A 20,543-nucleotide genomic window follows, 5' to 3' on the forward strand; every position below is an offset into this window, starting at 1 on the left:
CACCCACCTCGCCGCCGCCCTCACCGTCCTACGACGCCTCATCAACGAGGCCCGTGACCGCTACCGCTGGCCCGGGCGCCCCACCACCCGCCGGCTCAAGTGACGTGCCTACTGCCGGTCGCTCTAAGAGTCAAGTGACTGGAATAGTGGTCAAGCCGAGGTGGTCGAGGACCCCACCAGTGGCTGGACTTCGCCGAGCACCAGCGTCCCCGAGCCGCGCCGAGGCGCTCCGCGACCGGTTCGCCCTCGTGATCGGGAAAGCCTCATCCAGCACCGCGCACGCACCCGTGCCAGGCTTCATCCAGTGAGCGGCACCTTCGTCAGCGGCATGCGCACCATGGCCCGCGGCGCCCGGGAAGAGCCACGCCTCTTCACCATCGCGATCATCGGCTCGGCCCTGTACGGCGTGGGCACCGCCGCCAGCGGCTGGCTCGTGGGGCGGGTGACGGAGCGGGTCGTCGTGCCCGCCGTCACCGGCTCCGGCGAGGCGGTCAGCACCGCGGACGTGTGGCTGGCCGGGGCGGCGCTGATGGCCGTCACCGTGGTGACGGTCGCGGCGATCCTCGTGCGGCGCATCTGGGCCGGCATGGTCGCCTTCGCCCTGCAGGCCCGCTACCGCCGCTCGCTGGCGCGCCGCTACCTGGAGCTGCCGCTGTCGTGGCACCACGCCCACCCCGCCGGGCGGCTCCTGGCGACGGCCAGCTCCGACGTGGAGGCCACCTGGCAGGCGATGTTCATCCTGCCGTTCGCGCTCGGCGTCGTCGTCCTCATCGCGGTGGCCGGTGTGGCGATGGCGGCGGCGGACCCGGTGCTGGCGGCGGTGGGGCTGCTGGTGCTGCCGGCGCTGGTGGCCGCGAACGTCGTCTACCAGCGGCGCATGTCCCCGCGGGTCACGCGCGTGCAGCAGCTGCGCGGGGAGGTCTCCGCCACCGCGCACGAGAGCTTCGAGGGTTCGCTGGTCGTGAAGACCCTCGGCCTGGCCGACGAGGAGGTGGAGCGGTTCGCGGCCGACGCGGACCGGTTGCGCGCGGCGAACGTGGCGGCCGGCCGTACCCGCGGCACGTTCGACCCGGTGATCGACGCCCTGCCGAACCTGGGCACCCTCGCGGTCCTCGTGGTCGGCACGGTCCGTGCCGCGAACGGGGCGGTGGGCGTCGGCGACCTCGTGCAGATCGCGTACCTGCTGGGGCTGCTGGCGTTCCCGGTGCGCTCCTTCGGGTGGTTGCTGTCGGAACTGCCGCGCACCGTGGCCGGGGACGCGCGCGTGCAGGCGGTGCTGCAGGAGGAGGCGACGACCCCGTGGGGGGACCGTCCCGCTCCCGGCACCGGCCCCCTGGCGGTCGCGGCGAAGGACCTCACCTACCGCCACCCCGTGCCCGCCACCGACCCGCTGGCCGAGCGTCCCGACGTCCCCGGGCAGTTCGTGCGCCGCGACGAGGCGCCCGCGCCCCGGCGCGAGGCCGCCCCGGCGCTCGCGGACGTCACCCTCGACGTCGCGGCCGGGACCACCGTGGCGGTCGTGGGCGGCACCGGGTCCGGCAAGTCGACGCTGGCGGGGATGCTGGTTCGCCTGGTCGACCCCACGTCCGGGCAGGTGCTCCTCGACGGGGTGGACGTGCGCGACCTGGCCGCCGGCGAGGTGGCGGGCGCGGCGGCGCTGGTGCCGCAGTCGACGTTCGTGTTCGACGACACGGTGCGCGGCAACATCGCCCTGGGCCTGGACGCCGACGACGTGCCCGCCGAGCGGCGCGTGGGCGACGACGACGTGTGGGAGGCGCTGCGCCTGGCGCGCGCCGAGGACTTCGTGCGGTCCTTGCCGAACGGCCTGGACGAGCTGGTCGGTGAGCGCGGTTCGACCTTGTCGGGCGGGCAGCGGCAGCGCCTGGCGCTGGCGCGGGCGCTGGTGCGCAAGCCCCGGTTGCTGGTCCTGGACGACGCCACCAGCGCCCTGGACCCGGCGGTGGAGCGGGCGGTGCTGGACGGGCTGGCGTCGTCGGGTTCCGGCACGACCGTGGTGGTGGTGGCGTACCGGCCGGCGACGATCGCGCTGGCCGACGAGGTGGTGCACCTGGAACGCGGCCGGGTCGTGGACCGCGGGCCGGCGGCGGAGGTCGAGGCCCGCGACGCGGGCTACCGGCACCTGGTGACGGCGTACGCGCGGGCGGCGCGCGACCGGGCGGACGAAGCGGCGAACAAGGCGGGGATGGCGTGAGCGCGACCACCATCGGGGCGGCGGCCGGTTCCCCCGAGCGCGGCGGGGTGCTGCACCGCGCGCGGGAGCTGACCCCGCAGATCGCCGAGGGCCTGGGCGTCACCCTGGCCATCGCGGCGGCCACGACGGTCGGCAAGCTCGTCGTGCCGATCGCGGTGCAGCAGACCGTCGACACCGGCGTCATGGGCCCCGGCGGCCCGGACGTCGGCAGGGTCGCGGTGCTGTGCTCGATCGCGGCCGTCGTCGTGCTGCTCACCGTGGTCACGGCGTGGGTGGTGAACGCGCGGCTGTTCCGCGCCACCGAGGCAGGGCTGGCGAACCTGCGCACCCGTGCGTTCCGGCACGTGCACGACCTGGCGGTGCTCACCCAGTCCGGGGAGCGGCGCGGCGCGCTCGTCAGCCGCGTCACCAGCGACGTCGACACGATCTCCACGTTCCTGCAGACCGGCATGCTCGTGCTGGTGCTCTCGCTGGGGCAGGTGGTCCTGGCGACCGCGGTGATGTTCGTCTACTCGTGGCAGCTGGCGCTCGTGGTGCTCGGCTGCTTCGTGCCGCTGGTCCTCGTGCGCAACAAGCTGCAGCGTCCGGTGGCGCAGGCGTACGCCGGGGTGCGGGTGCGGATGGGCGAGATGCTCGCCGCGGTCTCCGAGACGGTCGTGGGTGCGGACGTGATCCGCGCGCACGCCGCCGAGGCCCGCTCCCGCCGCACCGTCGATGCGGCCGTGGAGGCGCACCGCAAGCAGGCCGTGAAGGCGCAGGTGGCGACCGCGGCGACGTTCACCACCGGCGTGTTCGTCTCCGGGCTCGTGGTGGCGCTCGTCATCGTGGTCGGCACCCTGCTGGGCGTCGACGGCGACATCACCCTGGGACGGTTGCTGGCGTTCCTGTTCCTCGCGCAGCTGTGGGTGGGGCCGGTGCAGGCCGCGACCGAGGTGCTCAACGAACTGCAGAACGCCCTCGCCGGCTGGCGCCGCGTCGTCGACCTCATCGACACCCCCGTCACCGTCCCCGAACCGCCGAAGGAACGCGTGAAGGAACTGCCGGCGGGGCCGGTGGACGTGCGCGTCGAGGACGTCGCCTACACCTACCCCGGCACCGACAAGGTCGTCCTGACCGGCGTCACCCTGCACCTGCCCGCGGGTTCGCGCACCGCCGTCGTCGGCGAGACCGGCTCCGGCAAGACGACCCTCGCCCGGCTGGTGACCCGCCTCGTGGACCCCGCCTCCGGTCGGGTGCTGCTGAACGGTGTGGACGCCCGCGACCTGCCCAGCCGGGAACTGCACCGCCGCGTCGTCGCGGTTCCGCAGGAGGGGTTCCTCTTCGACGCCACCGTCGGGGAGAACGTGCGCCGCGGGAAGCCCGGCGCCACGGAGGAGGACGTGCGGGCGGCGTTCGAGGACCTCGGCCTGGCGGGATGGCTCGACGGGCTGCCCGACGGGCTGGACACCCCCGTCGGGCAACGCGGTGAACGCCTCTCCGCCGGGGAGCGGCAGCTCGTGGCGCTGGCCCGGGCGCACCTGGCGGACCCGGACCTGCTGGTGCTGGACGAGGCGACGTCCTCGGTGGACCCGGCGACCGAGGTGCGGTTGCAGCGGGCGCTGGAAGGGGTGCTCAGCGGGCGCACGTCCGTGGCGATCGCGCACCGGCTCTCCACCGCGGAGGCCGCGGACACGGTGGTGGTCGTCGACTCCGGGCGGGTCGTCGAGGTGGGGCCGGCGGTGGAACTGGCGCGCGCCGGGGGGCCGTACTCGCGGCTGCACGCGGCGTGGACGGCGCAGCACGCCTGATCCGGCGAACCACCGGGCGGAACCGACCGTCCCGCCGCCTCACTCCTCCCGGCGCCGGAACGCCGTCGGGCTGCACCCGTGCACGCCGCGGAAGTGGCGGGCGAAGTAGAAGGGGTCGGCGTAGCCGACGCACCGGGCGACCTCGGCCACCGGCAGGTCAGTGGTCACCAGCAGCTCGCAGGCGTGCGCCATGCGCAGCCGCTTGGCGTACTCCACGACCCCTGACCCGGTCGCGGCGCGGAACAGCGCCGTGAAGTGCGAGGTGGACAGACCCGCCTCGCGCGCCAGGGCGGCGACGGAGACGGGGGCGTCGAGGTGGGCGCGCAGGTGCTCCTGGGCCTGGCGCACCGGCTCGCGCCGCACGGGACTGCCGGCGGCGGCGTCGGCTGCCACCTGCGCCAGCACCGACCACGCCGCGCCGGCCGCGCGCAGCAGGGTGGGCCCGGTCTCGTCGGTCTCCAGGTGCTCCACGACGCGCTCGACGTCGCGCTGCACCTCCAGCACGTCGTGCAGGTCGACGACGGCCGGGCGCGGCGGGTCCCCGCCCAGCTGCCGGTCGAAGGAGCGGGCGTCGGGGCCGGCCGCGTGCAGCCACCAGATCGTCCAGGGGTGCGCGTCGTCGGCGCCGTAGGCGTGCGGCAGGCCGGCGGGCAGGACGAGGGCCTGGGCGCGGGCGACGGTCACCTCGCCGCCGGCGGTGCGGCACCAGCCGCGACCGCCCACGCACACGATGACGACGGTGCCGCTGGCGCCCCGGCGGCGCGTGCGGCCGTGGTGGTGGGCGTGCGGGAAGTACCCGGCGTCGGTGACGAGCAGCCGGGACGTCGGCCCGGACGCGGCCGCGGCGCGGGCGACGTCGGCGGGCAGGACCCGCAGCCGCTGCCCTGGGAACCCCTCGCGGATGCGCACGCCGCGACGCTAGCGCCGTCCGGGTGGTCCTGACCGTCGGATCGTCCAGGTGGCAGCGTCGGATCGTCTCTTCTCGCCGCGGTGATCACCGGCCTACCGTCACCGCATGCTCGACGACGAGACGCAGCTCGGCCTGCCGGCCCGGCCCGCCGCCCTGGCGGACGCCCCGGCCGCGGTCTGGAGCGCGCCGCTGACACTGCCGACCCACCACCCGCTGCCGCCGGAGGTGTTCCCCGCCTACCTGGACCGCCGCGTCTACCAGGGCTCCTCGGGCCGGGTGTACCCGCTGCCGTTCCACCACCGCATCGCCACCGACCCCGTCGAGCACGCCTGGACGGCGGTGCACCTGCAGAACGAGTGGCTGCACGTGGTGGTGCTGCCCGAGCTGGGCGGGCGCGTGCACGTGGTGCGCGACCGCACCAGCGGGGTGGACCTCTTCTACGCCAACCCCGTGGTCAAACCCGCCCTGGTGGGACTGGCCGGCCCGTGGATCGCCGGCGGCGTGGAGTTCAACTGGCCCCAGCACCACCGACCGGCGACCTACCTGCCCACCGACTGGGAGGCGGTGACCGAGGAGGACGGCGCGGTCGTGGTGCGCTGCTCCGACCACGACCCGTTCACCCGCATGCGCGGCACGCACGCGCTGCGGCTGCGCCCGGGCAGCTCCGTGCTGGAGCTCGAGGTGCGCCTGGCCAACCGCACCGAACTGCCGCAGTCGTTCCTGTGGTGGGCCAACGTCGCCGCCCGCGTCGACGAGGACTACCAGTCGTTCTTCCCGCACGACGTGACGGTGGTGGCCGACCACGCCAAGCGCGCCGTGACCGCTTACCCGGCCGCGGACCGGCACTACTACGGCGTGGACTACCCCGCCCGCGCCGGCGAGGTGTTCACCGCGGCCGACGGCGCGCGCGGCACGGGCGACCGGATCGACTGGTACCGCACGATCCCCGTGCCGACGTCGTACATGTGCCTGGGCAGCCGGGAGGACTTCTTCGGCGGTTACGACCACGCCCGCGGGGTGGGGTTCGTGCACGTCGCCGACCACCAGGTCGCCGTCGGCAAGAAGCAGTGGACGTGGGGGAACTCCCCCTTCGGGCACGCGTGGGACGCGAACCTCTCCGACGACGGCGCGCACTACGTGGAGCTGATGGCGGGGGTGTTCACCGACAACCAGCCGGACTTCTCGGTGCTGGCGCCCGGGGAGACGAAGGTGTTCACCCAGTGCTGGTACCCGGTGCGGCACAGCGGCCCGCTGGACCGGGCGAGCGCCGACGCGGCCGTCAGCCTGCGCCGCGAGGAGGGTGCCGCACGCGTCCGGCTGGCCGTCGTCGTCACCCGCCCCCGCGCCGGGGTGCGGGTGGAGCTGCGCGCCGGCGGGCGGGTCGTGGCGAGCGAGACGGTCGACCTGGATCCATCGGCGGCGCTGCTGCGCGTGCACGAGGTGCCGGCCGGCGGGGCGGGATCGCCGGACGTGGAGGTCTCGGTCGTCCACGAGGGCCGGGAGCTGGTGCGCTGGAGCACCGCCGAGGAGCGCGCGGGGATCGGGGAGGTACCCGGCCCCGCCACCGAACCGCCCGCGCCGCACGAGGTGGCGAGCGTGGAGGAGCTGGCGCTGACCGCCGAGCACCTGGAGCTCTACCGGCACGCCACCCGCTCTCCGGAGCCGTACTGGCGCGAGGCGCTGGCCCGCGACCCCGGGCACGTGCCGAGCCTGGTGGGCCTGGCGGTGCGCGCCTACCGCGCCGGCCTGGACGAGGAGGCCGAGGAGCTGCTGCGCCGCGCGGTGGACCGCCTGACCTCCCACCACCCCACGCCGCGGGACACCACCGCGCTGTACCTGCTGGGCGTGGTCCTGGAGGCCCGCGGGCGCGAGGACGACGCCTACGACGCGTACGGGCGCGCGTCGTGGGCGCGGGCGTGGCGGGGACCGGCCGGGTACCGGATGGCGCGGCTGGACGCGCGCGCCGGGCGCACCGAGGCCGCCCTGCACCGGCTGGCCGACGTGCGCCGGGTGGAGCCGGAGCACCTGCAGGCCGCCGCGCTGGAGGTGGTGTGCCGGCGGCGGCTGGGGAACGGCGTGGTCGACGACGCGGAGGACGTGCTGGCCGCCGCGCGCGCCCTGGACCCGCTGGACGCGTGGCTGCGCCACCTCGACGGCCTGCCCGCCAGCGCGGACGCGCAGACCTGCCTGGACGTGGCGCTGGAGCTGGCCGGCGCCGGGGAGCTGGAGGACGCGCTGCAGGTCCTCGACGAGGCTGAGGAGCGCGAGCCGCTGCGCGCGGCGGGGCAACCGGCGGCCGGCCCCCTGCTGGCGCACCACCGCGCACTGGTCCTGGACCGGCTCGGCCGCGCGCAGGAGGCGGCCGCCGCGCGCGCCGACGCCGCGGCGCGCGACACCACGTGGTGCTTCCCCGGCCGGCGCGAGGACGTGGCCGCGCTGAGCGCGTCGGCCGCCGACCCGCGGGCCCGCACCCTGCGCGGGCACTGGCTGTACGCGGCGGGCCGGCACGCCGACGCCGTCGCGGACTGGCGGGCCGGCGCGGCGGGCACACCGGGCGACCCGGTGCCGCACCGCAACCTGGGCCTGGCGCTGGTCAACGACCACCGCGACCTCGAGGCCGCCCGCGCGGCGTACGCGCGGGCGGAGCAGGCCGCCCCGGACGAGGCGCGGCTGCGCTTCGAGGTGGACCAGCTCGACGCGCTGCGCGGCCTGACCCCGCAGCAGCGGCTGGCGCGCTGGCGGGAGCGCTGGGACCTGGCCGAGCAGCGCGACGACGCCCTCGTGGAGGTCGCGCACCTGCTGGTGAGCACCGGCGGCGCGGCGCGGGCCGTGCAGCTGCTGACCACCCGCACGTTCCAGCCGTGGGAGGGCGGGGAGGGTCAGGTGCTCTCCGCGTGGGAGCGAGCCCGGACCCGCCTGGCCCTGCAGGCGCTCGCGGATGACCCGGCCGCGGCGGTGGCGCATCTGCGGGCGGCGCTGGACAGCCCGGCGTGCCTGGGCGAGGCGCGGCACCCGCTGGCGGCGACGGCGCAGCTGCACCTGCTGCTGGGCGACGCGCTGGCCGCGGCCGGCGACGCGGGCGCGGCGCGTGCGGCGTGGGGGGCGGCGGCCGAGCACCGCGGGGACTTCCTGGGGATGAGCACGCAGGAGCACAGCGAGGCGACGTTCTCCTCGGTGCTGGCGCTGCGCCGGCTGGGCCGCGACGACGGGCCGCTGACCTCCTCGCTGCGCCGCTTCCGCGACGCGTTCGCGGCGGCGGTGCCGGTGGTGGACTACTTCGCCACCTCGCTGCCGGACCTGCTGCTGTTCGAGGAGGACCCGCTCGTGGTGCGCGACCGTCGGGTGGTGGTGCTCGACGCGCAGCTGGCGCTGCTGGACGGCGACGCCGGGCGCGCCCGCGAGCTGCTGGCCGACCCGCGGCTGGCCGCCAGCCGGCACGCGGCCGACCTGGCGCACGCCCTGGCCACCCACCCGCAGCTGCTGGGCGCACCCGCCGCCGAGCCCGACACCGAGCCCGCCGCCACGCCCGGTGGACCCGTCACCCGGATCGAGGAGGTGGCCCGGTGACCGCGACGCGGAACCTGCCGGCCGGTGCGCCGGAGAAGCTCGTCATCAGCCTGTGGGACTTCTCCTGGTACGTGCGCACCGGTCCGGGCGAGCCGTTCGAGGACCTCGACGCCGCCTTCGCGCAAGCGGTGGAGCGCGGCTGCAACGCGGTGCGGATCTGCGCGATGCCGTTCCTGCTGTTCCGCTCCGGCGTGGACACCTCCGCGCTGCGGCTCGGTCCGCTCGGCGGGGAGTACGGGCAGGGCGTGCGCTGGTACGACGTGGCGCACGAGACGACGATCGATGCGCGCGAGCACACTTTGGCGTTCTTCCGCGCCGCGCAGCGCCACGACGTGCACGTCATCGTCTCCAGCTGGGAGTACCAGCAGTCGCCGTCGTTCGCGCTGGACCCCGCCTGGTACGAGGCGCTGCACGCGGTGGACCCTGACGAGCGGGCGGAGGTCCTGGCCGACGCGCACGCCGACCTGATCGACCTGCTGGTGGTCGAGGGCCTGGACGAGACGGTACTGTTCACCGAGCTGCACAACGAGGTCCAGATCGGCTTCCTCGTCGACGGCCTGGGCGTGGAACGCGGCGAGGCGGCGGTGCGGGCGCTGACGGACCGCCTGGAGCGCGGAATCCGCTGCTTCAAGCAGCGTCACCCCGACCGGCTGTGCACGGTGAACTACGCCGGGGTGCCGGTCGGTGCGCTGAGCGCGGTGCCGCCCAGCGCGGAGGTCCTCGTCGTGCACCCCTACGCCTACGGCAACCTGCAGGAGCTCATCGACGTCTTCGGCCTGCGCGGGCCGGTGGAGGAGTTCTCCCGTGAGCGGGCGGCCCCGCTGCTGCGCCCGGGCGCGCCCGAGGTGGGCGACTGGGGGCCGGGCGAGGACAACGCCTGGAAGCTGGACGCCACGGTCGTCTCGCTGCCCGAGGTGTACGTGCACGACTGGTGCGACCCGGAGGCCTTCGACCGCTGGCTGTACGACCGCTGGGGCGAGCACCGCCTGGCGGTGGAGCAGAAGCTCACGCTGTGGCTGGAGGTCGCCGCCGACTGGGCCGCGGCGCGCGGGGTCCCGCTGGTGCTGGGCGAGGGGTATGTCGGCTACACCCCCAAGCGCGGGCGCTTCGAGGAGGGACCGGTCGGCGCGGAACTGTGCCGCCGGGCCGTGCGCGAGGCGCACCGCCTCGGCGCGTGGGGCGCGGTGGTCTGCTCCAACGCCGCGCCGCAGCACAGCATGTGGGCCGACGTCGCCCTGCAGCGCGAGTGCGCGGCCCTCCTGACCGGCACCACCCCCACCGACCGGCCCGATCAGCCCGACGGGCCCGGCACCACCCACCACGACCGCGCCGACGACGGCGCACAGGAGGTTCGACGATGAACTCCCGACTCTCGCGGCGCAGCCTGCTCGCGGCCACGGCCGGCCTCGGCGGCGCCGGCCTGCTGACCGGTTGCGTCGGCACCAGCGGCTCGGAGGGCGGCGGCGCGGCCGCCGGCGGTGGAGGGGGCGGCGGTGGCGGCATCGTCTTCCAGAACTCCATCCAGGACACCGCGCCCAAGGCGGCCCTCGAGGCGATCGTGCAGAGCTACGACGGCGACGTGACGATGAACTCGGTCGCCACCGAGCAGTTCCGCGCCCAGCTGACCAACTACCTGCGCTCGAACGACCCGCCGGACGTCATGAGCTGGTACGCCGGGTCGGTGGCCCGCGACTACGCCGCCCAGGGCCTGCTGCTGGACGTGTCGAGCATGTGGGAGGGCGACGGCGCGTGCGCGGGCTTCTCCGAGGCGCTGAAGAACCTGTCCAGCGCCGACGACGGCACCCAGATCTTCGTCCCCACCAACTACTACTGGTGGTCGGTCTTCTACAAGAAGAGCGCCTTCGAGCGCTGGGGCGTGCAGCCGCCGACGACGTGGGACGAGTTCCTCGCGCTGTGCGAGAACCTCTCGGGCCAGGGCGTCGCCCCGCTGGCCAACGGCATCGGCTCCACCCCGTGGATGGCGTCGGGCTGGTTCGACTACCTGGACCTGCGCATCAACGGGGCGCAGTACCACCGCGAACTGCTGGCCGGGGAGCACTCCTTCACCGACCCGGAGGTCGTCGCGGTCCTGGAGCAGTACGAGCGGCTCATCCCCTACTTCGACCCGAACATGGGCTCGTACTCGGCGCAGGACGCGTCCGTGCCGATGGCGCAGGACCAGGCCGGCATGTACCTCATCGGCGCCTTCGTCACCCAGTACTTCCCCGAGGACCAGCGCGACGACCTGGACTTCTTCTCCGTCCCGGTGATCAACCCGGACGTGCCGACGGCTGAGGAGGCCCCGACGGACGGCTACTTCGCCGCGGCCGGCACCTCCGACCCCGACGCCACGATCGCCTTCCTGTCCTACCTGGCCGCCCCGGAGCAGCAGCAGGCCTTCATCGAGCAGTCCGGGTCCTCCAACCTGCCGACGTCCCCGGACGTCGACACCTCGCAGTTCAGCCCGCTGGTGCAGAAGGGCATCGAGCTGCTCAACTCCACGGAGGAGATCACCCAGTTCTTCAACCGCGACTCCTCCGACGCGCTGCAGACGACGGCGGACACCGCGCTGACGCAGTTCCTCGCCGACCCGGGCTCGCGCGACCGGGTCCTTCAGGAGTGGCAGCGGGCCGCGGAGGGGGTCTTCGGGCAGTGAGCAGCGACGTGAGGGCCGCGGCGCGGCCGGCGCGGCGGGGGTCCGACGGCCCCCGTCCCGCCGGCGGCGCCCGCGGCCCCGCCCGGCCGGGCGGCCCTTCGCTGGGCGCCCGGCTGCGGCGGGTGCCGCTGCTGGTGTGGGTGTTCCTGCTGCTGCCGCTGGCGGTGGAGCTGTTCTGGGTCTTCTGGCCGGCCGCCAACTCCTTCTCCCTCTCGCTCACCCGCTGGGACGGCATCAGCCCGGCCGAGCCCGTGGGCCTGCAGAACTTCACCGACCTGGCCGAGGACCCGATCTTCCGCACGGCCCTGACCAACAACGCGCTCTGGGTGCTCGGCTTCGGCGTCCTGTCCGTGGTGGGCGGCCTGGCGCTGGCGGTGGCGCTGAACAGGCCCGGCCGCGGGGTGGGCTTCTACCGCAGCGCGATCTACCTGCCGATGGTCGTCTCGATGGCGGTGACGGGCCTGTTCTGGCGGGTGATGTACCAGCCGGGCGGCCCGGTGAACGCCGGCCTGGAGGCAGTGGGGCTGGGCTCGCTGCAGCGGCAGTGGCTGGCCGACCCGGACGTGGCGCTGGCGGCGATCCTCGTGGCCGCGGTGTGGCGGCAGGTCGGCTACATCATGGTGCTGTACCTGGCCGGGCTGAAGGGCTGCGACGCGACGCTGGAGGAGGCCGCGGCGGTCGACGGCGCGAGCGCCTGGCAGCGCTTCTGGCACATCGTCATGCCGCAGCTGCGCGGGGTGAACACGGTGGTCTTCGCGGTCACCGTCATCGACTCGCTGCGCACCTTCGACATCGTGTGGGCGATGACCCGCGGTGGTCCCTACAACACGACGCAACTGCTGAGCACGTACATGTTCCAGCAGGCGTTCACGTCGGGGAACCTCGGCTACGCCTCGGCGATCGCGGTCGTCATCTTCGTCCTGGCGATCGGCTTCATCATCACCTACCTGGCCCGCCAGGCCCGCGCGGAGGAGCAGTCGTGACCGCCACCACCCTCGCCCCCGGCAGCGCCGCCGCACCGCGACCGCGGCGGCCGCGGCGAGCCCGCTCGCCGTGGTTGCACGTGGTCATGGTGCCGCTGACCCTGCTGTGGCTGAGCCCCGTCGTCTACGTCGGGCTCATCGCGTTCCGCTCCTTCGACGACATCGCCGCCCGCGGACTGGCGGCGCTGCCGGCGTCCTTCACCCTGGACGGCTTCGCGACGGCCTTCAGCGGCGGCGGGCTGGTGCGGGCGCTGGGCAACAGCATCGCCGTGACCGCGTGCGCCGTGCTGGCCTCGCTGCTGCTGTCGTCGTGGGCGGCGTACTCCCTGAGCCGCTTCGCGATCCCGGGCCGCAAGACGATCCTGCTGGCGATGCTGGCCGGCAACCTGCTGCCCCCGCAGATCCTGCTGGTTCCGGTGGCGCGCATCAGCGAGTCCCTCGGCATCGCCGACACCCTCTTCGCGCTCGTGGCGGTGCAGGTGGGCTTCGGCATCGGCTTCTACACCTTCGTGCTGCACGGCTTCATGCGCGGGCTGCCGGAGGAGCTGTTCGAGGCCGCCCGCCTGGACGGGGCGGGCGCGGGGCGCATCTACCTGCGGATCGTCCTGCCGCTGAGCCGCCCGGCGATGGCGGCGCTGGCGGCCCTGGCCACCACGTGGATCTTCAACGACCTCATCTGGGCGCTGACGGTCCTGCGCTCGGAGTCGAAGTTCCCGATCACGGCGGCGCTGCTGAACCTCATGGGCGGCTACTCCAGCGCGTGGAACGTCATCGCGGCGGCCTCGCTCGTCGCGGCGATCCCCACCGCGGTCGTGTTCTTCCTCTTCCAGAAGCAGTTCGTCTCCGGGCTGCTGGTGGGCTCGAACAAGTGAGCGGCCCGTGGACGCTGCCGACCCGCTCCGGGGAGCACGTCGTCGCGCTCGCCCCGGACGGGGCGGGTCTGGTGCGCGTGCACTGGGGCGCCCGCGGCGGTGCGCAGCCGGCCCCGGCGCCACGGCGCACGTCCTTCGAGACACCGCTGGACCTGCTGCCGCTGGAGGCCACCGCGCTGGGCACCCGCTCCGCGCACGCCGCCGAACTCGTCGCCCGCCGCGCCGACGGGCTGCGCGGTGTCCGGCTGCGCGCCGCCGGCGAGGTGACGCTGACGGTCGGCGGGGAGGTGCACGAGCTGCGCGCGCCGTTCACCGACGAGGTCGCCGAGGTGGACGTGGAGCTGGTGCTGCGCAGCAGCACCGCCCACGACGTGGTCACCAAGCACGCGGTGGTGCGCAACCGCTCCCCGCACGCGGTGGAGCTGCTGCGCTGCTGGGGTGGCGCGTTCACCCCGCCGGTCGGGCCGGGCGCGCGCGTGGGGACGCTGACGGGGGCGTGGTCGCGGGAGTTCACCGAGGCCGTCGTGGACCTGCCGGTCGGGACGTTCAGCCTGGGCAGCCGGCAGGGCGTCACCTCGCACAGCGCCTCCCCCGTCGTCACCGTCCGCGCCCGCGACGGCCAGGAGGACCGCGAGAGTCGCGACGCCGGGACGTACGCGGTGGCGCTGGCGTGGAGCGGGTCGTGGCGGCTGCAGGTGGAAGCCGTGCCGTTCGCCGACCACGTGCGCGTGGCCGGCGGCCCCGACGACGAGGCCGGCGTGGTGACGCTGCCACCGGGCGGGTCGGTGACCACCCCGGAGCTGGCCGGGCTGTGGGTTCCCGGCGGCCCGGACGAGGCCGCCCAGGCGTGGCACGCCTACCAGCGCACGCTGGCCCGCTCCACGGGCCCCCAGCACCGGCCGGTGGTGGCGAACTCCTGGTACGCCACCGGCTTCGGCGTGCGGGCGGAGCACCAGCTCGCGCTGGCGGACGTGGCCGCCGACCTGGGCGCAGAGGTGTTCGTCGTCGACGACGGCTGGTTCCGCGGCCGCACCTGCGACCGCGCCGGGCTCGGCGACTGGGACGTCGACGAGGCGAAGTTCCCCGGCGGGCTGGAACCTCTGGTCGCGGGCGTGCGCGAGCGCGGCCTGCGCTTCGGGCTGTGGGTGGAGCCGGAGGCCGTCAACGAGGACAGCGACCTGTTCCGCGCCCACCCGGAGTGGGTGCACCGCGCGTCGGGCCGGGACCCGGTGCGGCTGCGCCACCAGCTCGTCCTCGACCTGGGCCGCCCGGAGGTGGAGGCGTGGGTGCTGGCGCAGTTGCGCCGGCTGCTGACCCGCTACGGGATCAGCTACCTGAAGTGGGACATGAACCGCGCGATCACCGACGGCGGCGGCGCCGTGCCCGGTGGGGACGACTGGTCCTGGCGGCACACGCAGGCGTACCACCGCGTGCTGGACGCGCTGCGGGAAGAGTTCCCGCACGTCACCGTGGAGGCGTGCGCGGGCGGCGGCGGCCGCATCGACCTGGCGGTGCTGGCCCGCACCGACGTGGTGTGGCCCAGCGACGAGACCGGACCGCGCGACCGGCTGGCCGTGCAGCACGGGTTCCTGTCCACCCACCCGGCGTGGGTGATGAGCTCGTGGGTGACCGACGAACCGGACGTGCTGGACCGCGATCCCGTCAGCGTCGACTTCCGGTGCGTCGTGGCGATGGCCGGGGTGATGGGCCTGGGCGGGGACCTGCTGCGCTGGAGCCCAGAGCAGCGGGAGCGGGTGCGCGAACTGGTGGCGCTGCACCGCTCGGTGCGGCACGTCCTGCACGGCGGCCTGGTGCGCCGGCACGGCACCCCCGCAGATGCCGCGTACGCGGTGCAGTACACGGGTGAGGCGACGGTGGTCGTGCTGGCGTGGGCGCGGCCGGGCCGCCCCGCCGCCTGGCGGGTGCCACTGGGCGACCTGCCGGCTGGTTCTCGGCTGCGTGCACCTGACGGCTCGACGTTCGCGGTGGAGGACGGACTGGTGGTGACGTGGTCGCGCGGCGACTGCGACGTGATCGTGCTGGACCGCGTGTGAGCACCTGGCGCCCGCGCCCGCTCCTCGTGCAGACCGACGACGCCCACGGCGGACGGTGGACGTCGCTGCGCACGCCCGAGCGCGAGTGGCTCTGGTGCAACCCCGCCGCGCCCCCGGCCGCGCGCGCCGCCGCGCGACCCGGTCACGCGTTCGTCGACACCGGCGGGGTGGAGGAGTGCTTCCCCACCCTGCGCGGCACACCCGACCACGGCGACGTGTGGTCGCAGGCGTGGACCACCGAAGGGCCGGGCAGCGCGTCCGTGCGGACGGGAGCGCTGTCGCTGCGGCGCTCGCTGGCGGTGCAGGACGAGGCCGTGGTCGCCGCCTACGACGTGACCGGCCCACCCGGCGCGCACGTACTGCACGCCGTGCACGCCCTCCTCGACCTCTCCCCCGCCGCCCGACTCCTCGTCCCCGACGCGCCACCCGTGACGGTGCTCGACCAGCCGGCGCCCGGCCGGTCCGTGCGCACCACCTGGCCCGACGGCGCCGGCGTCCCGCTCGACGCGCTCGGCCCCGACGACGGCACCGCCCGCTGCGCCGTCGTCGCCACCGACAGCGTCGACGTCCTCGACGGCGCCGACCGGCTGTCCCTGCGGTGGCAGGTGGTGCGCGGCACCGGGCCGGTGTCCCTCGTGGTGTGGCGCAACCTCCGCGGGTGGCCGCAGGCGGCGCCCTACCGGTCCGTGGGCGTCGAGCCGCTGCTCGGCGCGTCCGCGGACCTGGCAACCGCGAGCGCCGGGGAGACCGGCGTGCTCGACGCCGACGGCCAGCTCACGTGGCGGCTGACGCTCACCGCGCACCGTGAGGGCTGACAACCGGCGTGCAGGCGCCCGCTACAAACGCAACCAACAGACACCGATGTTGTGTCTGTTGTGTTTCATACCGTGTCTCACGCCAGCACGTCGTCAACCTGTGCGAGCGCCGCGACCTGCCCCACACGACGACGGGCGCGCGGCTGAGCCGGGACCAGCGCCGCAGCCTGTAGCTGGCGGAATGGGCGGACCTGCTCGACGGGCCCGTCGAGGGCACCCTGACGGCCCTGACCTCCCCGTCCCCGCGGGCGCGGGAGCTGCGGCAGAACTCGCCCTTCGCCGCCGTGCTGTCCGAGGTGGAGCGCCGGCGCGTGCGCGAGGCCTTCGCGCAGCACTCCTCGGCGTCCTCACCGTGGGGCACGGAGTGAGCACGAGCGCCTCGCACAACCCCACGCACCACCAGCCGGATCGTCGGCGACCTCGATGCCAGCGACCGCCGCGCTTGCGGTTCCTCCGCACGTGAATCACAAGCACTCAGGTGGTGAGCAGTCCTCCTGGTGATTCACGGGGCCGTGAGCACCACCACAGCAGGGCATGCACTACCGACCGACCCGCCGCGGCACTGGCCGCGCCGGTGGCTCGACCGCCGTGTCCCCGGCCGGTGAGGCCAAGGAGCGCTCGAACCCGGTGATGAGGTCGATGAGCCCGTCGACCTCGAAGGCGCGGTTCCGCCGCCCCGCGGTCGTCTGTCGCAGCACACCGGCGACATGCAGCCGGTCGACGGCCTCGTTGACCGCCTGCGTGGAGCGCCCGGTGAGCTTGACCAGCTGGGCGACGGTGAGCACCGGCGCCTGGGGCAGCACCTCGTCGAGCAGCTGCGCCACGGTGGATCCGGCCCGCACGGTCCCGACCTTCTCGCGCCACCGCTGCGCCAGCTCGGCCAGGCCGGTGGTGAGCCCGGCGACGCGTTCGCACGCTTCGGTGGTGGCCGCGGCGAAGACGGCGATCCACTCGGCCAGGCCGCTGGGGTCCTCCGGCGCTGCGCGGTAGGAGGTGAGCCCGGCGACGTAGTCCCGGCTGCGGGTGGCGAGCACGAGGCTGATCGGCGGCACGTGTCGCGGGCTCAAGCCGCGCCGGGCGAGCACCACGTGGATGAGCGCGCGACCGGTGCGGCCGTTGCCGTCGGCGAAGGGGTGGATGGTCTCGAACTGCGCGTGCGCGATGGCCGCCTGCACCAGCGGGGAGTGCCAGTCCGACTCCAGGTACTCGGCGAGGTCCTCCAGCAGCACGCCAACCTCGCCGGGGGGCGGGGGCACGAAGTCAGCGCGGCACGGGTTGTAGCTCGACCCGCCGATCCAGTTCTGCCGGTCCCGCACCTGCCCAGCCCAGGAGGCGTCCCGGGTGCCGGCCAGCAGGGCGCGGTGGATGTCGCGGATGCCGTCGACGCCGACACGGGGTCGGCGGGCGACGTCGTCGACGGCCGCCCGCATGGCGTCGATGTTGCCGAGGACCTCGGCGGCCCCCTCGTCGGGTGAGGAGCCGTCCGTGGCGCGCGCGGCGTCGGCGCGCGCCAGCCGGCGGCCGCCGATCTCCAGGCCCTCGATGCGCGAGGACGCCACCGCTTCGGCGCGCAGCAGCAGTCGGGCGATGGCCTCGTAGCCGCGGTAGGGCAGGTCCGAGCTGTTGAGGCGCTGCACGGCTCGCTCAGCGTCGGAGACGTCGGCGATCACGTCCGCAGGCAGGAGCACCTCTCGACCCACGAGGGGGTCCGGGACGAAAGCGTCGTAGCGGCACGGCTGGCGGTGCCGCCGGGGAAGCCCGACCACGTCAGCCGGGTCAGGGCTCCAGACAGCACTCACCACACGGGACATGCCGACATCATAATCAAGGTTGTGCCACAACCTTGATGATGAGTCGATGTCAGTCACCTTCCGTGGACGAGCCTGCGGAGTTGCCGCCGCGTCTCCCCGTCGGTGGCGTAGAGCACTGTCCCGACCATGCCGCGGGTGAGCAGCACCTTGTAGACGTTGCGCACGAGCCGGTCGAAGTCTGCGTCACTGACCCGGGTGCGGTTGCGGAAGTCCGGGTCCTTGTTGGCGGACCGGTCACTGACGAAGCGGCCGTCCCGCCACAGCAGGTCCGGCCCGATGATGACGCCGCTCCAGTCGTACTCGAAGCCCTGCGCGGTGTAGATGCAGCCGACCTGCCCGAAGCCTCCGGGTTCGGTCGCCCACAGCGCCGCGGGTGGGGCGTCGCCGACGGCGCGGTCGCCGGGGACGTTCCACGGCCGCGCCCAGTCGCCGATGCGCACGTCGGGCACCAGGCCACCGCCCGGGGACGGCGTCTTGCTCCACGGCCAGCAATAGCCGGCGGACATGCGCGCGGAGTAGCCCTCCTCACGCTTGGCGGCGAGGAACTGCTCCATCTCCTCGGGGGTGTCCGCGACGACCACCTCGAAGGTGTCGTCACCGGCCCAGTCCTCCACACCGGCGTCGTCGAGGCCGAGCAGCCGCTGCACCCAGCGCACGTACTCGGCGCTGCCACCGCAGCGGAACTGCGCGTCCAGCTCCACGGTGAGGACGTCCAGTCCGAGGCGCTGCGCGTGCCGGGTGATCTCCTCCTTCGAGCCCATCTCCCCCGGGCGGACGACCTGGTGCTGGTCGAGCAGGAACACCGGTACGCGTGCAGCGGCGATGAGTTCCTCGACCTGGGGACGTCCCGTCCGGTGAGCCGCGGGCGTCCACCGGCTCGCCGACGTCTCACGGATGCGGTGCGCCTCGTCGAGGATGAGGACGTCCAGGTCGTTGGGCTCCGCGACGATGAAGTCGTTGAAGTACTTGAACAGAGATCGCACCTTCGGTGCCCGCTTCCCGGCGACCTTGCGCAACGTCTGTGTGAAGGAGCGCGAACCCGTGGCGTGCAGGGCGGTCTGGCCCTTGCGTGACAACTCGCCGAGCAGGGAGAGCGCGACGACGCTCTTGCCGCTGCCCGGCCCGCCCGTGACGAGGACGATGCGCTTGCTGTTGCCGGCTTTCGCCTGCTTCACCTGGTGCAGCACGAGGTCCACGGCCTCCTGCTGCTCGCCGACGAGGCGGAACTGCTCACGGTCCCGGATCTCGGCGGCGGCGACCTCGAGCAGCTGCCGCGACGGCGCTACCTTCGACCCGAGCAGCTCGTCCGCCGCCGACGCCCCGGAGACTCCCGGCGCGAGACGGGTGCGTAGGTAGTCGCGCAGCGCGCCGCTCTCCGCGCCCGTGAAGAGCCGGCCCGCCCGGTCCATCGTGTAGTCGCCCAGTTCGGCGACCGCTCCGGGCTGGGTGGCGTTGTGCAGGTAGGCGACGCCGGCGACAGCGTCATGCGCGAACTCGAGCGAGCGGGTGAAGTCGAGCAGGTACTCGACGTACCCGCGCACCTGCTTGACCGGGTGCAGCTTCGGCGGCCCCGCCATGCCCGGCACCACGACGAGGTCGGGGTTGTCCTCGAAGCGGTGCGCAGCGCTCCACTGCTTCAGCTCGACGACGACGTAGGAGGGCCGTCCAGTGGTCGGGTGCACACCGGCGAGCACGACGTCCGTGCGCTTCGACGTCAGCGGCAGCCGGTGTTCGAGCAGCACCTCGACCTCCCCGAGCCCGGCCTCGACGAGGTCGGCGGCGAGCACCGGCAGGCTCTTCTCCCACGAGGCTCGCTCACTGGGGCTGGGCCCGTGGCCTGACGCGTAGAGCATCTGCTCGATGAGCCTCTCCACGACGGAGCCGGTGGGCAGCTCGTCCTTGAGCTGAGCGGCGGAACGACGGACCAACGACACAGGACATCCCCAGGGCAGCACGAAGTCTCGTGCGGGTGGGGGCGTGTCCTGTGCCCAGCGAAAGCGTGGGCGGCGGAAGCCGGTCGGGCCGCGTCAGCACACTAGCGAACTGATCCCTACGCACCCTTAACGACTCGGCATCGCGACGGTTCGAGGAGTGACCTGACTGCCCGGTCTCTGACCGGCCCCGTCGACGTGCGCGTCGAGGACGTCGCCTACACCTACCCCGGCACCGCCAAGACCGTCCTGACCGGCGTCACCCTGCACCTGCCTGCCGGCTCCCGCACCGCCGTCGTCGGCGAGACCGGCTCCGGCAAGACCACCCTCGCCCGCCTCGTCACCCGCCTCGTCGACCCCGCCGCCGGCCGGGTGCTGCTCAACGGGATCGACGCCCGCGACCTGCCCAGCCGCGAACTGCACCGCCGCATCGTCGCCGTCCCCCAGGAGGGCTTCCTCTTCGACGCCACCGTCGGCGACAACGTCCGCCGCGGCAAGCCCGGCGCCACCGACGACGACGTCCGCGCCGCCTTCGCCGACCTCGGCCTCACCGCCTGGCTCGACGGCCTCCCCGACGGCCTCGACACCCCCGTCGGCCAGCGCGGCCAACGCCTCTCCGCCGGCGAGCGCCAGCTCGTGGCGCTCGCCCGTGCCCACCTCGCCGATCCCGACCTGCTCGTCCTCGACGAGGCCACCTCCTCCGTCGACCCCGCCACCGAAGTGCGGCTGCAGCGGGCCCTCGAAGGGGTGCTCAGCGGGCGGACCTCCGTGGCGATCGCGCACCGGCTCTCCACCGCGGAGGCCGCGGACACGGTGGTGGTCGTCGACTCCGGGCGGGTCGTCGAGGTGGGGCCGGCAGTGGAGCTGGCGCACGCCGGGGGGCCGTACTCGCGGTTGCACGCGGCGTGGACGGCACAGCACGCGTGAGCGCAGCGGCCGCAGGGT

At 74.4% G+C, this 20,543-nt stretch carries 12 protein-coding genes and 2 pseudogenes; 11 read left to right on the plus strand and 3 right to left on the minus strand.

Features of this window, described 5'->3' with window-relative positions:
* From ACRYR9_RS03790 to ACRYR9_RS03800, 3 genes and pseudogenes are all read left to right on the plus strand, one after another.
* A pseudogene (locus tag ACRYR9_RS03790) lies at nucleotides 1-103 on the plus strand (IS5/IS1182 family transposase); the annotation flags it as partial.
* A gap of 201 nt (nucleotides 104-304) precedes the next feature.
* Nucleotides 305-2,212, plus strand: coding sequence for an ABC transporter ATP-binding protein (locus tag ACRYR9_RS03795; protein ID WP_432492660.1), 1,908 nt, complete (start codon nucleotides 305-307; stop codon nucleotides 2,210-2,212).
* Nucleotides 2,209-3,999 (plus strand): ABC transporter ATP-binding protein, encoded by a 1,791-nt coding sequence (locus tag ACRYR9_RS03800; protein WP_432492662.1) that lies wholly within the window; start codon nucleotides 2,209-2,211, stop codon nucleotides 3,997-3,999. Before ACRYR9_RS03795 ends, ACRYR9_RS03800 begins: the two co-directional genes overlap by 4 nt.
* A 39-nt stretch (nucleotides 4,000-4,038) precedes the next feature.
* On the opposite strand, the gene ACRYR9_RS03805 is transcribed toward ACRYR9_RS03800, so the two are convergent.
* A complete protein-coding gene (locus ACRYR9_RS03805; protein ID WP_432492664.1) occupies nucleotides 4,039-4,908 on the minus strand; it encodes a helix-turn-helix domain-containing protein in 870 nt (289 codons plus the stop codon).
* A 106-nt stretch (nucleotides 4,909-5,014) separates the two neighbouring features.
* Between ACRYR9_RS03805 and ACRYR9_RS03810 the strand changes: the two genes are divergently transcribed.
* The 7 genes from ACRYR9_RS03810 (at nucleotide 5,015) to ACRYR9_RS03840 (ending at nucleotide 15,856) form a co-directional block, all read left to right on the plus strand.
* On the plus strand, nucleotides 5,015-8,476 hold the full coding sequence (locus ACRYR9_RS03810; protein WP_432492666.1) for a DUF5107 domain-containing protein: 3,462 nt from the start codon (nucleotides 5,015-5,017) through the stop codon (nucleotides 8,474-8,476).
* Nucleotides 8,473-9,837, plus strand: a complete 1,365-nt coding sequence (locus ACRYR9_RS03815; RefSeq protein ID WP_432492668.1) for a cellulase-like family protein — start codon at nucleotides 8,473-8,475, stop codon at nucleotides 9,835-9,837. The genes ACRYR9_RS03810 and ACRYR9_RS03815 overlap by 4 nt, the downstream gene beginning before the upstream one ends.
* Entirely contained in the window at nucleotides 9,834-11,132 is a 1,299-nt protein-coding gene (locus ACRYR9_RS03820; protein ID WP_432492670.1) for an ABC transporter substrate-binding protein, read from the plus strand. Before ACRYR9_RS03815 ends, ACRYR9_RS03820 begins: the two co-directional genes overlap by 4 nt.
* Nucleotides 11,133-11,233: 101 nt before the next feature.
* Nucleotides 11,234-12,115, plus strand: coding sequence for a carbohydrate ABC transporter permease (locus ACRYR9_RS03825; protein ID WP_432492782.1), 882 nt, complete (start codon nucleotides 11,234-11,236; stop codon nucleotides 12,113-12,115).
* An 86-nt stretch (nucleotides 12,116-12,201) separates the two neighbouring features.
* Nucleotides 12,202-12,987, plus strand: coding sequence for a carbohydrate ABC transporter permease (locus tag ACRYR9_RS03830; RefSeq protein WP_432492784.1), 786 nt, complete (start codon nucleotides 12,202-12,204; stop codon nucleotides 12,985-12,987).
* Nucleotides 12,984-15,041 carry an alpha-galactosidase gene (locus tag ACRYR9_RS03835; RefSeq protein WP_432492672.1) on the plus strand — a complete coding sequence of 686 codons (2,058 nt, stop codon included), beginning with the start codon at nucleotides 12,984-12,986 and terminating at the stop codon, nucleotides 15,039-15,041. Before ACRYR9_RS03830 ends, ACRYR9_RS03835 begins: the two co-directional genes overlap by 4 nt.
* Entirely contained in the window at nucleotides 15,038-15,856 is an 819-nt protein-coding gene (locus ACRYR9_RS03840) for a hypothetical protein (RefSeq protein ID WP_432492674.1), read from the plus strand. The genes ACRYR9_RS03835 and ACRYR9_RS03840 overlap by 4 nt, the downstream gene beginning before the upstream one ends.
* A gap of 539 nt (nucleotides 15,857-16,395) precedes the next feature.
* On the opposite strand, the gene ACRYR9_RS03845 is transcribed toward ACRYR9_RS03840, so the two are convergent.
* Together ACRYR9_RS03845 and ACRYR9_RS03850 are read right to left on the minus strand one after the other, a co-directional pair.
* The gene (locus tag ACRYR9_RS03845) at nucleotides 16,396-17,544 is read right to left on the minus strand and encodes a Fic family protein (RefSeq protein ID WP_432492676.1); all 1,149 of its coding nucleotides are present in this window, start codon (nucleotides 17,542-17,544) and stop codon (nucleotides 16,396-16,398) included.
* Between the two features lie 176 nt (nucleotides 17,545-17,720).
* Nucleotides 17,721-19,601 (minus strand): DNA/RNA helicase domain-containing protein, encoded by a 1,881-nt coding sequence (locus tag ACRYR9_RS03850; RefSeq protein ID WP_432492678.1) that lies wholly within the window; start codon nucleotides 19,599-19,601, stop codon nucleotides 17,721-17,723.
* 183 nt (nucleotides 19,602-19,784) lie between these two features.
* On the opposite strand from ACRYR9_RS03850, the pseudogene ACRYR9_RS03855 reads away from it, so the two are divergent.
* Nucleotides 19,785-20,525 (plus strand): annotated as a pseudogene (locus tag ACRYR9_RS03855) (ABC transporter ATP-binding protein); the annotation flags it as partial.
* Between the last annotated feature and the right edge of the window lie 18 nt (nucleotides 20,526-20,543).

The sequence above is a fragment of the Kineococcus auxinigenes genome, from assembly GCF_050871525.1.
In the GTDB taxonomy this organism is placed as follows: Bacteria; Actinomycetota; Actinomycetes; order Actinomycetales; family Kineococcaceae; genus Kineococcus.

Excerpts from the sequence above, each read along its gene's own strand:
- ACRYR9_RS03820 (WP_432492670.1), top strand. The coding sequence starts at position 9,834 with ATGAACTCCCGACTCTCGCGGCGCAGCCTGCTCGCGGCCACGGCCGGC.
- ACRYR9_RS03830 (WP_432492784.1), top strand. The coding sequence starts at position 12,202 with ATGGTGCCGCTGACCCTGCTGTGGCTGAGCCCCGTCGTCTACGTCGGG.
- ACRYR9_RS03810 (WP_432492666.1), top strand. The coding sequence starts at position 5,015 with ATGCTCGACGACGAGACGCAGCTCGGCCTGCCGGCCCGGCCCGCCGCC.